This window comes from Priestia sp. JNUCC 25, from assembly GCF_053667915.1.
Window position 1 is genome coordinate 3,490,721 of record NZ_CM132211.1, and the last position, 14,821, is coordinate 3,505,541.

The following is a 14,821-nucleotide window of genomic DNA, read 5'->3' on the forward strand; positions in this document are numbered from 1 at the left end:
GTTAGCGTTTGGTATTATTATATAGTATTGGCTAACTTTTACTGTAGCAGAGAAGTACAATCTTCTTATACATAGACCTTTGTTTCTAAATTAAGCATACGTCCTAGTTCAATTAGATGTTCTGTCACATCACCATAAACTAGTGCAAAATGAGGTTCATACCCCGCATGCATAAGTTCATAAAGTGTGTCTGATGCATTTGTCGCTAACTCAACTTCTACAGAAGTACCTGTAAAAGGCTGCTCTACATCTAATGCATTTCCTTTCATCACTAGAAGACGATACCCGTCAGGTGTATGACTTACCCTGAAGATCGTTACTTCTCCTGCTTTTAATCCAAAATCCATCGCAAAACCGATTTTTCTGTTAGGATGTACCCCCGCTGTTGCTCCAGTAGAAGGATTGGCAAGTGAATATGCTCCTGCACCGCAGTGCCAAAAAACAACTGAGTTTTTTTCTTCGTCTATGTGAACTAAATCTCCCAGGTAAGGTGCATTTCCGCCTGCTAACTCACGCAGGATAAACATTGAGATTGATCCATGAATATCCGACTCACAGGATGTTACCATTCCATCCTCAGTAAACTGAGATAGAGTTGAGCACGGAGCAGCTCCTAAATCATTAAAGAAATCGGGCCAGCATCGCATAGCTAGTGCATCTAATTCTTCACTTTGAATGTGCTTTTTAATATATGTGGAAAATTGAGCAAATTTAGTAACGGTTTCATCATTTCGATTTAGACCAATCACTTGCTTTTCTGCCCGCTCAACTTCACCTATCCATTCTTGTTCTGGAAGCTTTACACACTCTTTAAACGCTTCTTGTAAATCCATCTTATGAAGAGTTACTCCAAGTGCGCTTTTTAATTCTTCCTCATTAGCTGCTGAAAAAAAGAATCCTGGTGGATAATCTCCCACTACCCCAATTTTCAATTCGTTCAATGCTTTTAACACGCGCATAACATTAATTTGTCTTAATAGACGCTCCTGTAAAGCTTTCTCATCTGGATTTCCAAATACAAATGCAAACGGATGCTGGTGGTTGCGCAGCACATTACTGGTGCTATTTCCACCTGTTAGCGAGTTTAAACGTAAACGCCCACCTACACTTGGTTCACGTACTGACCAAACAATTACAGGCTGTTTAAAATACTCCAATATCTTAACCATAAATTCACCGTCAGCAAACGTAACGCTTTGATATAAAACGGTATCAATCTTATTCCCTTTAATTGAATCAAGAAATCCCTGTAGTTCTTCAACTGAAGTTACAATTTGCTCCGGCGCAATCACAGTACTGCAGTTACCTTTCAGCCACTCCATACTTTTTTGACGATAAATCTCAGCTACTTCAATATCAAATGTTTTTCTACCTATAGGCACATATAAAACTGTCGTATTTTGCATATAGAGTTCCCCTTGTCGTAAAACTATTTGTTATAACCATTTTAAAATACATCATTACCTTTATCAACATTAATTTTCCGTTTGACTACATCTTTTATATAAATTTGTAAAAAGACAGCTATCTAAAAAACTATATAAATTGTAAATCCTTTAAATTAGATGTGACTGAGTTTAGAAAACAACTCACTCCATATAGATTTTTTACGGTAAAATACAGGTGGATAACCTAATGGCGCCTGAACAGTAACCGATCCTCCTGTGTACTCTTCACCACTCCATACATGGACCCACTGATCTTCTGGTAAATATACTTCCCACTCTGTTTGGTTTTCTTGATGAACCGGCGCAACAAGTACATCTTCACCAAATAAGTATTGGTATTGAATATCATATGTTTTTTCATCTTCTTCATAGTGCATAAACAAAGGTCGCTGAACAGGAATTCCACGTCGCGCATTTTCTTCTACAAGTGATCTAATATAAGGTGCCATCGTTACATAAACATTAGACATTCTTGCTAAGTGTTCTAATGTTTCCTCATCACCGTCAAACTGAAAACAATCATCAGGACGATTTCCTTCATGTGTTCTCATCATAGGCGTGAAGGCTCCCATTTCTGCCCACCTCATCAGCAGCTCTTTTGAACGTTTATTGCCATGTAAGCTCGTATAGCCTCCAATATCACTATGGTGTAAGCCGCAGCCAATCATTCCTGATGATAAAGCTGCAGGAATAACGGAAGCTAAACCATCATCCAGCGACCAATCTACACTTTGATCTCCGCCCCAAAGAAGTGTACAGTATTTTTGTACGCCCGTATATCCGGCACGCATAAAGTATACAATTTCACCAAGTTTGCCTGCTTCTGATACCGCTTCATAGTTTACTTTTGCCCACATCGTCGGCCAAGCATTGTGCATAATCTTAGCGTCGACTCCATTTTTGAGCACAACGTCAGTTGGCAAGTATTCGCCAAAGTCAGCCATCCATCCGTCTAATCCAAAATCAATCATGTTCTCTTTAATAACTTGTTTATACCATTCAGTAGCCTCTTCGTTGGTAAAATCAACAACTCCGCAATAAAATTCACCAAAATCCACTAAATATGTATTTCCTTCCGTATTTAATGCTAAGTATCCTTTATCTTCAGCTTCCTTATATAAATCACCTTCAATGGCTACATATGGATTAATGTAACCTAGAAAACGAATATCATTTTCTTTCCACTCTGCAATTTTTTTATCTAACTCTGGGTATTCACTCTCGTTCCATTTCCAATTCCACATTAAACGTTTGCCGAAAGAAGTAATACGTTTGCCCTGCCAATCTTGGCACCATACTCCAGATACCTTCATACCTTTTGCTAAAACTTTTTCTAATTTTTGTTCAACAACATCTGTACCACCTTGAATGCCTAAAACCACACCGTTGTATACCCATTCTGGTAATTCAGGCTGTCTTCCAAATAAACCTGTAATTTTTTCAACTAATTCAAGATACGTATCCGCCGTTTCAAACAGCATATATTTAGGTACTTCCCAAACTTGCAGTTCATGGAACGCCTCATTGCGAAAATCAAAGTCCGCGTATGCCGTTGTTTCTACATGACAATAGTACTTTTTACTAGATACATATGTAGGCTGAGGAAAGTTGGTATTATAGTAATCTCCTCCAGCCTTATCAACTACATCAGCTTGCCATGTTACGTACGTTTGTTTATTTCTTCCTACACCCGGCTCAGATGTCCATAAAGGAAAGTTTTTTCCTCTCATATTAAAATGAGAAAGTTGTTCTCCGCATCCATAGACTTTCTCCTGTTTATCTGCAGCTACTCGTAGCCAAAAACGATTAATGTTCGCATCATTTTTTTGATATTCTACTTTTAGCCGATTCTCTTCTTCCTTAACTATAAGAGACAGCATAGTATCTCCATTTTTTAAGTTGGAGAGATCTATTTTATATGCCCCTTCCATTTCTTCAACATTTGCGTACCGAAGAGCTGTACGTTCAGTCACATAATCTTTAATATCAAAGTTACCTCTATACATTTCAATCGTTTCTTCTCCATGACCAACAAATAGCATTGGTTTTTGTGTTGTGTGCTGAAGTAGAACTACACCGTTAAGAGCAACTTCAAATCCATCTTGTAAGATTTCCACATTTACCCCTTTAGTTACGTTTAAGGTACCTGACATTTTTCTCTCTCCCATCAATTAATAGAGCTTAGTCTTTTGGCTAATAGTCATGCGCTCTATTGATAAACTTTAATATTTTCTCCTTTTATACCGGGATGTGCGCCTTTATTAATTAATTGCTCTCTTTCAGGATGAGCAATTAACCATTTATTTTTCATAAACAATAACTCATCTTCTTTTGTTCTTTTTTGAATATTAGTTGATAACGGATCATTTGTTCCTTTAGGTAAAATGACGATTGTTTTAAATCCCTCATTGTTTACTTTGCAAGGAGCAAAATGTAAGGTCGTACTATATAACTCAACTGCTGTTCCCTTAGGTACAAAGAAAGCGATTACATCATTTGAATGAAAAACATTATTTTCAACTTCTTGCACCTTACCTAATAAAAGAACCATATCCGTTATAGCGATATTGATTTCACTGCTTTTATGATACTCAAGACCATTTAAGGTTGAATTAGGACCATTACAATATCCAATTTGAATAGACATCTCACCATAAAAAGCTTCTTGAAGCTGATTCTTAATAATGGTGTTTTCCATCTCCGTTACGGATGCTACATATACATTCTGATCTTGAGGAATAGTTAAACTATCCATATATGTTTCTAGTTCATTGAAATCATACTCGTTTATTACCTTTCCATAATGTTTAAATTTGCTGTCCTCTATATGATAAAAAGGTATATGTTTATTTAAGTCTTTCATGTATTGAAAGCTGCCCACCGTTTTCTTCTCTCCTTTTTCTATATAAAAAGCCCCTCAAAGAAGATAATAAGATTCTAAGAGGCGCCTTTTATAAAATACATATGTTTATTTTAAGACAGGAGCTTCTGTGACTGTATTATCCCAAGCGTTGCGGAATTTGTTTAATCCATAGTCTGTGAACGCATGCTGGAAGCTTTCTTTATATACATCAAATCCGCAAGTCACAATATGCGCACCAGCTTTTGCCGCATCTACAATTTGTTTACCATTACGTAAAGCAGCAACAATGATTTCTGTGTTGTAATTGTAGTTTTTATAGATATTCACAATATCCTGAATATATTGAGTTGTATCGTCTCCGCTATTTTCTTTCCAGCCGACAAATGGAGATACAAATTTTGCACCAATTCTTGCAGGCTGAAGTGCTTGTGATGGCGAGAAGACAAGAGTGACGTTAGTAGAAATACCTTGTTTTTCAAATTCCTTTGCTGCAATTAACCCAGGTTCTGTGCATGGAATTTTAATAACAAAGTTTGACGACAGCTTAGCGATCTTTGTCCCCTCTTCTACCATATCCTTGGCATTATCCAAATGAGGATTAATTTCAACTGAAATTGGGAAATTTTCGACTCCTTTAAACTCACTTGCAAATTCATCTAAAACCGTTAAGAATGGTTTACCGCTATTCATAATGTGACGAGGATTTGTTGTAACTCCGTCAATTGCCCAATTTTCATATGCGTAACGAATTTCCTCTAAAATGGCACTATCTAAAAAATACTTCATCTTTATACCTCCAGTTAATTGACTATCATCCTAAAAAGATAATAACCTTTATATAATTTGTAATAACCTTTGTATTCATAATATGAAAACGTCACCAATATTTCAAGTACTTTTTGCTAGATTGTTAAATTAATTTTGTATTTCGTTCATTTTACCTATCATTTTACATCGGTATTTTATTTTTGCCCTTAGCAAGATCCAATACGATTTTATTGTATTTTTCATCTGAAAGTTTATAAAAGAAAAACATGACAACAATCGTTGCAATAGCTAGTGTACTTGGATAAATAAACATCAACCCTCTAATTCCCTCTAGCACATTTGCACTTTGCACCGCATTTGGAACGTACCCCACTATTCCTAACACAACGCCAGGAATAAATCCTGCAAGCGCTTGAGAAAGTTTACGGAAGAACGTAAAGAAAGAATACACGACACCTTCAGATCGATTGCCCGTTTTCCATTCGCCATACTCTACTGCATCAGAAACTAATGCCCAGTTCAAACTGTTTACAAACGAGCTGCCAAAGAAAGCAAAGCAGGCTAATGTAATAAAGATCACTGCGTTATCTGCAAAAATATAAGCTAAGATGTCTCCTACAGCCCAAATCGCGCAGCCTAATATGTACGTAGACTTCTTTCCAATCTTTTTAACCATGAAAGGAACCATTGCTACGCCAATAAATACACAACCAATACTAAAAAAGCCCATATAAGGAACGATTGCTACATTTTTTAAAACATACTGACAAAAATAGACTTGGACAGCAAGCTTGACGTTAAAAGCTGAAAAGGTAAACAAATTAACTAAACAAAGAATGAGTAAAGGCGTATTCTTAAAAAGCCCTTTATAGCTGTCAGTCAGCTTTACATTTGTATTTTGGGGCTTTTCATACACATATCTTTCTTTTACATTGGCATAACAATAGACTTGTAATAAAACGCCCAAAAATGCAAAAATAGATACAGCCACTAAATAACCAGTAGATTGATTGTTAAACATTAAGACAATTGGCATAAACCCTACAGTTGTAATAAGAAGGCCTAAATTTGAGCCTGCTTGTCTAAATGATGCCATTTCTGCTCGTTCAACAGGATCTTTTGTCATCGCAGGTACCATTGATCCATAAGGAATATTTGAAATGCTATAAATCGTTCCAAATGCCATATACGTTACATATGCCCATATAATTTTTCCGGTTAGTGAAAAATCGGGATTAGTAAAGCTGACTATCGTTATCAAAGCAAGTGGTATTGCAGCATAGAGAAAGAATGGTCTAAATTTGCCTTTAGGGCCTATCTTCTTACGGTTATCAATCCAAGTACCTACTGTAATATCTGCGAACGCATCCCATATTTTTGTAATTAAAAATACTAAACCTGCTGTTGCAGAAGGCAAGCCTAACGCGTCCGTATAAAACTTCAGCAAATAAATTTGACCCAAGTCTAACATAAAATTATTTCCTACATCTCCTAATCCATAAGCAACCTTCTCTTTAAGTCTTAGCTTCTTAGGTGTATTAATTGAATGTTCTACATTTTGAACCAATGGCTGTTCCATAAGTTCTCCCCCTTTGATTAACACTTTTTAAGACTTCACATTAAAGATGCATCACATAGGAGATTACAATTTTGATACACTTCCAAACTTATAATCTCCTCTAAGTTGATACTAAAATCACCTCCCTTCCCATAACATCACAATGTTTCTTAAAAAAGTTACTACCTTTTTACTTATAATATGAAAACGCATACAAATTATCAAGTGTTTTTTTATTTTATTTTAAAAATGCTGAATAATAATAATAAAAATTCTATAGCTGTCTCTTGAGGGATAAGGATTCTTTTTGAGTTGCGTGCCGGAAAGAATGGTTATGTTAACTAGATATGTATATCACATATACAGCTTAAAAACAGAACAAACTACCCTGATGTGTGATAGAGTAGTTTGTTTAAAGAGCAAAATAATATGTATTATTTTTTAAGGGCAATTACCTATCAAACAAATATGTTGACTGAGTTTATACACTGTGGGTACAGAAATATAATTAGATATTTACTTCTTTCATCTCCTTTTGAAACCATTTATTAAATTGATGAGCAACAAATAATAAAAGAGGGGAATATAGGGATATTTAAAAGCTCGTTTTTAAGTGGTCTTACAAGTTCAGTATAATGTCCAATAAAAAAAGCGTATAGGTTGGCTATAATAACAAATAGCGCATAATAATTTTTAATTTCGTTTCACATATCATAAACCTTTATGTTCTAAATACCTCAACAGATGATATTACGATTTGTCTACTATTGAAGAAGATATAGGATAAAATAAACACAGCGGTATTATTTGCAATTGTTATCCACACTAATTCTCGTTATTCATTCTTTTCATCATTGTTTTGCCCCATTGATGAGTCACAAAATCTGGTGCAATCTTGCTCATAAAACGCATGATTTTACTGAAACCTGGATTCAAGCGAATTTTATTTTTTTCCATGCCTTTGATACCAGCATCAACAAGCCTGCCCAATGGCAAATCAATGAATTTGGTTGACTTGTCATGTGACATTTTATCCTCTAAATTCGTTTCAGAAATGAGTGGGGGGCAGAGTTCCATGACATGAATCCTCTCATTTTTGGCTCGAATTTGTTCACGTAGCGCATCTGTGTACATGTGTATTCCAGCTTTTGTTGCAGAATAAATTGGACTACTTGCAACCGAAATATTTGCTAGTACGGAGCTGACATTCACAATCATGGCTTCTTCTTGTTTAGCAAGAAGAGGAAGGAATGCTTTTGTCACATAGATTGTGCCGTTTAAGTTCGTCTCAATTTCTGCGGTTAGTTGTCCCCCTGTGACTTCTTCAGCAAATAAATCATAGTAGCGCATAATACCAGCTGAGTTAAACAGAACGTCTAGTTTTGAATACTGTTGTTTGATTTGATGCACCAACTGGTCAACCGACTTCACTTGACTGACATCCGCAGCAATGCCGATTAAATTAGGGTTTTCTTTGATTGCTTGGTCAATGTTTTGCTTGGATCGACTAGTGACAATTACCGTGTTCCCCATTTCAAGAAACTTTTTCGCGAATGCCAAGCCTATACCCGATGTTCCGCCCGTCACTAAAATAGTTCGATTTGCCAATTTCATATTGTTGTTTTCCCCTCCTGTATAGTCCTAAAAATTAATAATTACTTTCCCTTTTGGCCGTCCATTTGCGACGAGTTCTAGCGCTTCATTTACATTGTCTATGGTAAATAGTGTTGGATGAATTGGTGGAACAATGTTGTTCTCTTCAATGATTTTGGTAATCTCTTTGAGCTGTGCGCCGTCAGAACGAACGAAGATAAAATGGTATTCCACGCCGTGTTTCTTGGCTTTGTGGTCATACTTTGCGCCTGCAATGGAAAACAGCTTTTGTTTCCAAAATGGAAAATCTCTGTCTTTTCCGAAACGTTTATTTGGTCCTGTACGAAGAGAGAGCAATCTTCCGCCAGGTTTGATGATACTCAATTCATTGTCAAATTCTTTAGGACCCAGTGTATCAATTACATAATCTACATTCGACAACAAGTCAACATAGTTTTCTGTTGCATAAACCAAATATTGGTCTGCACCCATTTCCAACGTGCGTTTGCGTGCTTCTGAGTTTCCACTAACAATGACATTTAGACCTGTTGTCTTTGCTATTGGGACAGCTATTTGACCAAAGCTGCCCGATCCACCTGGAATAAAAACAGATTGACCAAACTGTGCCTCAAGTTCTTCATGTAGACCTTGATATGCTGTGAGTCCAGCCAATGGTACAGCTGCTGCTTCCACATAGGACAAGTTTTTTGGCATTGGTGCAATTGCGGTAGCATCAATTGCGGCGTATTCCGCAAAAGCACCAATTTTTTCTAGTGGGAGACGTGTATAGATGTCATCTCCTACCTGAAATTCTGTCACGTTTTTTCCAACCTTTTCAATAACTCCTGTCAATTCATTACCAAGCGTGAATGGGAATTTATAATCCTGAATCAGTTTTACGCTACCTGTGATAATCAACATTTCAAGCGGATTGACCGCTGCAGCTTTGACTTTTACCAAGACTTCATTGTCATTGATTGCTGGGATTGGAATGTCATTGACTTGGGCATGGATATTTTTTGAGTACTTAGTTATCTGAGCTGCTTTCATGAGTGTTTTCATCTTTTTATCAGCACCCTTCCGTTGAGTTGCATTTATTAAGTTTCTTTACCTTATTTTTATTATTTTCACTGTCCACTTCATTTTTTTGCCCTCAATACAATTCTTTTTATAAAGATCTTATATTATTCCAATCGTTTAGGTGGAGGAAATCTTATTTTAGGATCAACCCACCACCTAAACCTTAAATACTTACAACATTATCTTTTTTATCCATTTGGCACTGTGTTTTTTAGAACGTTCATTCTTAAATGGTTAAATTTTTTGAATCGATACTGTAAAGAAACTGTTTATAACCTTAACGGGTTATTTTCGTTTTTTAGTTATATATAGATCTAAACTTTGTTGATGCATTAAACGCCTAGTATTGGATAGATTTGATCTCTTAAATTGAAATTGTAGCTTTCATCTACGATACCTACGACTTTATCGTTGTTATAAAGTTCCATCATAAAACCAGCCATTTGCTTAGCTGTGTGATACATAGGGACATTTGCTTCATAATCAAATTCTTTCATATCGCTTGCAGATTTCGCGAATTCTGTTTCTGTCATTGCTGGTGCTAAAATCTTCACCTTCATTTTCGCACCCTTCTGTTCGAGTTCTTTTGCAAGCCCTTCTGTGAATGCACTAACAAAATATTTAGATGCAGAATAAGTAATACTACCAACATAAATTGCATATCCGAGTGCTGAAGATACGTTAATTAATTGAGTTCCCTCTATATGATAATAGTCTCGCGCAAATAGTGTAGAAAGGATTGTCAATGACTCTATATTAAGATGTAACATGGTTTCTACCTTATCTAAATTCTGGTCTGTTACAGAAGAGGATTCACCAATCCCAGCATTATTAATCCACGTCTCAATTTGATACTCCTTTAAACTGTTGTACAGTGTATATACCTGATCTCTGACAGATAAATCACTTGTACGAATAATAACATCCAAATCAGGATTTATATTCTGAATGGCTGATTTAAGCCCTTCTAATTTATCTAATCTTCTAGCTACAATAATTAAGTTTTTGCCACGAGCAGCAAATTCCAGGGCAGTTTCATATCCTATACCTGAGCTTGCTCCTGTAATAACTGTGTACTTCATATTCATTCTCTCCTTAAAAATATATTCAAATTGGTGTTAATTGGTTTATTTAAATAACAAGGTATGTCTTAGTCCAATGTTGACAAAGTCAAATCAATAATGGTTTCTAATTCTTTCTTATCATCTGTTGTTTTTGCTAATACTCGTATTCCGACTAGGGAATTATGAATAAATTTAGAAAGTTCTTTGATATCATAGTGTTTAGGAATTTCTCCTGGTTCTTGACCACGTTTCAGTAGATCAAATAATAAGGTTTCGGTCTTTATAAAAGTCTCCGTAACTTTTTCATCTACTTCTTGATTGAGTAACGATAATTCAACTGCTTTGTTTACTATTAAACATCCTTTTGGCTGTTTCTCATTTGGATAAATAACCATTCCAACTAATTTTCGTATACGATTTTTCAAATAATCTGCTCATCTGAATACTCCTTTTTAGTAAGAGTTAGAATCAAGAAATGAATTTACGTTTTCTGCAAATAGTTCTGGAAATTGGAATAGATGGCCGTGACCAGAATCAGGATATATAATCAGCTGTGCTTTGGGTAATTTCTCTGCTAAGATATAACTGTTTTTAGTCGGAACCATCACATCATTAACCCCATTAGTAACAAGTACAGGGTGTTTGATATTTTGTAACCATTCATAATCATGATTAGATTTTTGTTTAGCCCATTTTGCAATGGCTTGTAATTGTGCCTCTTTTACTTGTTCTGAACTGTTTACTTTTTTCTGATTAAAAATTCTTTGTAGTGAAGCCATTCCTGCAGATTTACTTGTTTCGGTTTGCTCGTAGAAAAAGAACATAAAATCATTTATTCCATCTTCTTCTGTGACGCCGTGACGATTCATTCTTTCAAAAATCTCTGGATTTGGATTAATGCCAGATTCAGGTGAAGTACCTGCCATGATGATTCGTCTAACCAAATTGCCTTCTTGTAACGCTAATTCTTGTGCAACCATTCCGCCAATTGAAAAACCAAGAATATCGACTTGAGTTAATCCTAGTGCTTTAATAAATGTTCCTGCATCCTGTGCCATTTCAGCTATCGTAGTAGGTGTTTGCCCATCGGTCTCACCAACCCCTTTATTGTCAAATAAGATTACCGGGCGTGTATTTGCAATAGGTTCAAGCATGTTTGGATCCCAGTTTTCCATCGTTCCTCTAAAATGAACAAGAAATACTACTGGTATACCATCTTGTGTACCAAATTTTCTATATGCGTAACGAATTCCATCTGCTTCAATAAATTCTGATTCTGTTGGTATTTTAAAGTTTGTCATTTTTGTGTTCCTCCTTAGAAATTAAAAAGAAATTTTATCAGTATGCATTATGATGGTTTGTTTCATAATAATTTTAGAATGACCGTTCTAAAAATGGTAAAAAAAGAAAGCTAGTCCAGCACTGAAAGTGCTAGATTAATGATGCCTTCTAATTCTTTTTTATTGTAATTAGTTTTTATTAGTACTCTTATCCCTACCAAATTGTTGTGTAAGAAACGAGATGTATTATGGGAATCGATTTCTTTTGATAGCTCTCCACTAGTTTGGCCCTGTTTTATAAGGTTATTAAACATATCTTCAGTACGGTTAAACATTTTTGTAACTATGCATCCAACTTCTTTGTCCAACAAAGATAATTCAACGGCTGCATTTACTGATAGGCAACCTTTTGGGTATTGTTCAATGGCATTAAGTATGAAAATAAAAACCTCACGTATCGTCTGTTTAATAGATGAAGTGTTCATAATTATGCTTTCCATCTCATTGACGATGAGCTCTTCATAGAGATTAAGGGAAGCTAAAAACAATGAACGTTTGTCACCAAATGTGTCGTATATACTTCTGCGGTGTATTCCCATATGATCCACCAAGTCTTGCATGGATGTTTTTTCATAACCCTGTTCCCAGAAAAGCTCCATTGCTTTTCTTAATACTGCTTTTTCATCAAACTCTTTACTTCTAGCCATTTTATTTCTCCTTAAAAGAATCCATGAATTGATACTAACAAATACAAACGTCACAATCTATTATAGAATGAACGTTCTAAAATAAACATATGAATTTCAAACCATGATTAAATAATACCTTATTTAGAACGATTAGTAAAGAATTATAACTAACCAATAATTTCTAAAAAATCTGCTACATATCACAATATTATCCATTAACTTTCACTTAGGGGTACCGCCAAACATTTCTTCTATTCGTTTAGTTTCTTCAGGATTGTCTTCTCCCACTGTTTCAATTAATGGATCAAACTCTTCTACAGATGCACTCATACCAAATAAACAAGAAATAGCAAGTAGAAAAAACATCTGATCCCTTACTCAATCAAACTGCCCCTTTAGTTGTATAAGAACCTGAAAGAAGAAGAGAAAAATTAAGACAAGAAGAATTAAAAGGAAACCCTTGACTTTATTCCTTTAACGTTTTGAAACAGAATCAAATACATCGTCCGTAAAAGTATACTTTTACGGATAAAATATTTAAATCTATGACAATGTTTTAAAGTAATTATTATTTTATTTACTCTTTAAATATTTTTTGCTCCATTCACCCATACTATGCAGGATAGGAAGGAAACTTTTACCTAAGGGTGTTAAAGAGTATTCTACTTTTGGAGGAACTTCTTTATATACTTCTCTGTGTACCATTTGGTCTTCTTCTAATTCTCTTAGCTGACGTGTTAGGATTCCTTTTGAAATATTAGGTAGCAGCCTTTGAAGTTCATTAAATCTCCTGGTTTTTGTGCTTAAATGCCATAAAATGATGATTTTCCATTTTCCTGCAATTATGTCTTGAGTTTGTGTAACTGGACAAACTTCTTTATGCTCTTCTGGAGGTTGGGTGAACCAACTTCGTGCCATAATCAATACCTCTCCTTCTTTATGGTTCTATTTTTGTGACTATGTTATAAAAAAATGACTACTTTTAAAAAAACGTCTAAGACTATAATATTAGATTACCCCTAATAATCAAATGAAAGTAAATAAATACTTGGAGGTTATTTGAAATGAAACACCTTATTGTTTATGCACATCCAAATCCAGAAAGCTTAAACCATGCAATCTTGGATACAACAGTTAATACATTAAAGAAAAACGGTCACGAAGTTGTTGTACGTGATTTATATGCATTGGATTTTCAACCTGTATTGAAACCAGAAGATACTGAAGCTATGAAAGCAGGACAAACTCCTAATGATATTAAAACAGAACAAGAATTTATCTCTGATGCAGACGCTATAACATTTATTTATCCTATTTGGTGGACAGGTCTTCCAGCCATTCTTAAAGGATATGTAGATCGAGTATTTGCATACGGGTTTGCTTATGCTCCTGGTGAAGAAGGAATCATTAAGCTTTTGAAAGGTAAAAAAGGCTTGATCATTAATACTCATGGTACTCCTAATGAAGTTTACGATGAGATTGGAATGACAGCTGGTCTTAAAATAACATCTGACATTGGAATATTTGATTTCACTGGAATTGAGACTGTAGAACACTTACTGTTTGGAAGTATTGGATACCTTGATGAAGAAGGATATAAAGGTATGTTAAATAAAGTTGAAGATACCTTTAATCGTCATTTCTCATAAAAAGATAAAAATACTGCCTAATTAGGCAGTATTTTTTGATGGCACTCTTTTATTTAATGGGCTTTAAAAATTGTAATATTTAGCTCTTTAGGTTCCTAGAACATCCATTATAGCAACTAAAAATGTAAGGTTATTATGAGTATCTTTAATTTAATTTCGCTAGTTTTTCAAGACGTTCTCTGTCTCTAATGATGTAGCCTGGTGACTGCTTTTCAATAATATCTGTTTTACATAGTTGTGCTAGTACATGGAGCAGATGACGATATGATACGCCCAAGTACTCGCATACTTCAGTATGTTTCTCTTTATAAAAGTTACCATCAGCCGACAACATTATAAAAGCAGCGAGGCGGTTCTCAAGCGGATATGCCTGATTTTGGGTATACTTTGCTGAAGTTCTAGTTGCTTTCTCACTTAAAAAACTGCATAAATGCCTGAGAAATGTAACATCTGTTAAGAGCTTATTTTTACAGGCATTAATCGGAATAGCCAAACAAATGGTTTTTGTGACAGTTTGTATAGCTTTAGAATATTGTTGCGAATTTAATAGCTCTACTTCCCCCATGAATGTTGGAGCCTGTAAAAAATTAATTAAAGACACTTTTCCGTTTTCGTGTGTAACATAGAGTTTTGCCTTACCTTCAACAAGATAATAAATATATTGAGGGTAGGAACCTTCCTTGTAAATAAACTCACCACGTTCAAATTGGCAGACTTGAATAAATGGAGTAATCGGAAAGGAAAAAAGTGATTGAATCGAATACTTTTCGATATAGTAACTGTGCATAGGCTCGTTTAAAAATTTCATTTTTTCTCCTATTGTTATAAA

The 14,821-nt window shown here is 35.1% G+C and carries 15 protein-coding genes; 1 reads left to right on the forward strand and 14 read right to left on the reverse strand.

What is annotated here, in order from left to right; all coding sequences use genetic code 11:
• Nucleotides 1-65 precede the first annotated feature (65 nt).
• The 13 genes from sftI to JNUCC25_RS18290 form a co-directional block, all read right to left on the reverse strand.
• Complete coding sequence (gene sftI / locus JNUCC25_RS18230) at nt 66-1,406, reverse strand: sulfoquinovose isomerase (RefSeq protein ID WP_013058332.1); 1,341 nt, start codon at nt 1,404-1,406, stop codon at nt 66-68.
• A gap of 155 nt (nt 1,407-1,561) precedes the next feature.
• Nucleotides 1,562-3,601: an alpha-glucosidase gene (locus JNUCC25_RS18235; RefSeq protein WP_078082064.1), complete on the reverse strand. Its 2,040-nt coding sequence runs from the start codon at nt 3,599-3,601 to the stop codon at nt 1,562-1,564.
• A gap of 56 nt (nt 3,602-3,657) precedes the next feature.
• A complete protein-coding gene (locus JNUCC25_RS18240) occupies nt 3,658-4,329 on the reverse strand; it encodes a DUF4867 family protein (RefSeq protein ID WP_013058334.1) in 672 nt (223 codons plus the stop codon).
• Nucleotides 4,330-4,416: 87 nt separating this feature from the next.
• Nucleotides 4,417-5,097: a transaldolase family protein gene (locus tag JNUCC25_RS18245; RefSeq protein WP_013058335.1), complete on the reverse strand. Its 681-nt coding sequence runs from the start codon at nt 5,095-5,097 to the stop codon at nt 4,417-4,419.
• 163 nt (nt 5,098-5,260) lie between these two features.
• Entirely contained in the window at nt 5,261-6,658 is a 1,398-nt protein-coding gene (locus JNUCC25_RS18250) for an MFS transporter (RefSeq protein WP_064471972.1), read from the reverse strand.
• 804 nt (nt 6,659-7,462) lie between these two features.
• Nucleotides 7,463-8,251, reverse strand: coding sequence for an SDR family oxidoreductase (locus tag JNUCC25_RS18255; RefSeq protein ID WP_013058337.1), 789 nt, complete (start codon nt 8,249-8,251; stop codon nt 7,463-7,465).
• Between the two features lie 27 nt (nt 8,252-8,278).
• Nucleotides 8,279-9,292: an NADP-dependent oxidoreductase gene (locus JNUCC25_RS18260; RefSeq protein WP_078082065.1), complete on the reverse strand. Its 1,014-nt coding sequence runs from the start codon at nt 9,290-9,292 to the stop codon at nt 8,279-8,281.
• 350 nt (nt 9,293-9,642) lie between these two features.
• The gene (locus JNUCC25_RS18265; protein ID WP_013058339.1) at nt 9,643-10,392 is read right to left on the reverse strand and encodes an SDR family NAD(P)-dependent oxidoreductase; all 750 of its coding nucleotides are present in this window, start codon (nt 10,390-10,392) and stop codon (nt 9,643-9,645) included.
• Between the two features lie 68 nt (nt 10,393-10,460).
• Entirely contained in the window at nt 10,461-10,799 is a 339-nt protein-coding gene (locus tag JNUCC25_RS18270; protein WP_223268986.1) for a TetR family transcriptional regulator C-terminal domain-containing protein, read from the reverse strand.
• 27 nt (nt 10,800-10,826) lie between these two features.
• On the reverse strand, nt 10,827-11,675 hold the full coding sequence (locus JNUCC25_RS18275) for an alpha/beta fold hydrolase (protein WP_013058341.1): 849 nt from the start codon (nt 11,673-11,675) through the stop codon (nt 10,827-10,829).
• 110 nt (nt 11,676-11,785) lie between these two features.
• Entirely contained in the window at nt 11,786-12,361 is a 576-nt protein-coding gene (locus JNUCC25_RS18280) for a TetR/AcrR family transcriptional regulator (RefSeq protein WP_013058342.1), read from the reverse strand.
• Between the two features lie 204 nt (nt 12,362-12,565).
• Nucleotides 12,566-12,709, reverse strand: coding sequence for a hypothetical protein (locus JNUCC25_RS18285; protein ID WP_155660623.1), 144 nt, complete (start codon nt 12,707-12,709; stop codon nt 12,566-12,568).
• Between the two features lie 207 nt (nt 12,710-12,916).
• The gene (locus JNUCC25_RS18290; protein ID WP_013058343.1) at nt 12,917-13,261 is read right to left on the reverse strand and encodes a winged helix-turn-helix transcriptional regulator; all 345 of its coding nucleotides are present in this window, start codon (nt 13,259-13,261) and stop codon (nt 12,917-12,919) included.
• Nucleotides 13,262-13,407: 146 nt separating this feature from the next.
• Here JNUCC25_RS18290 and JNUCC25_RS18295 point away from each other — a divergent pair, with 146 nt between their 5' ends.
• Nucleotides 13,408-13,992, forward strand: coding sequence for an NAD(P)H-dependent oxidoreductase (locus tag JNUCC25_RS18295; RefSeq protein WP_078082067.1), 585 nt, complete (start codon nt 13,408-13,410; stop codon nt 13,990-13,992).
• Between the two features lie 145 nt (nt 13,993-14,137).
• Here the strand turns inward: JNUCC25_RS18295 and yeiL are convergent, their stop codons facing one another.
• Complete coding sequence (gene yeiL, locus JNUCC25_RS18300; RefSeq protein ID WP_454222282.1) at nt 14,138-14,800, reverse strand: transcriptional regulator YeiL; 663 nt, start codon at nt 14,798-14,800, stop codon at nt 14,138-14,140.
• Between the last annotated feature and the right edge of the window lie 21 nt (nt 14,801-14,821).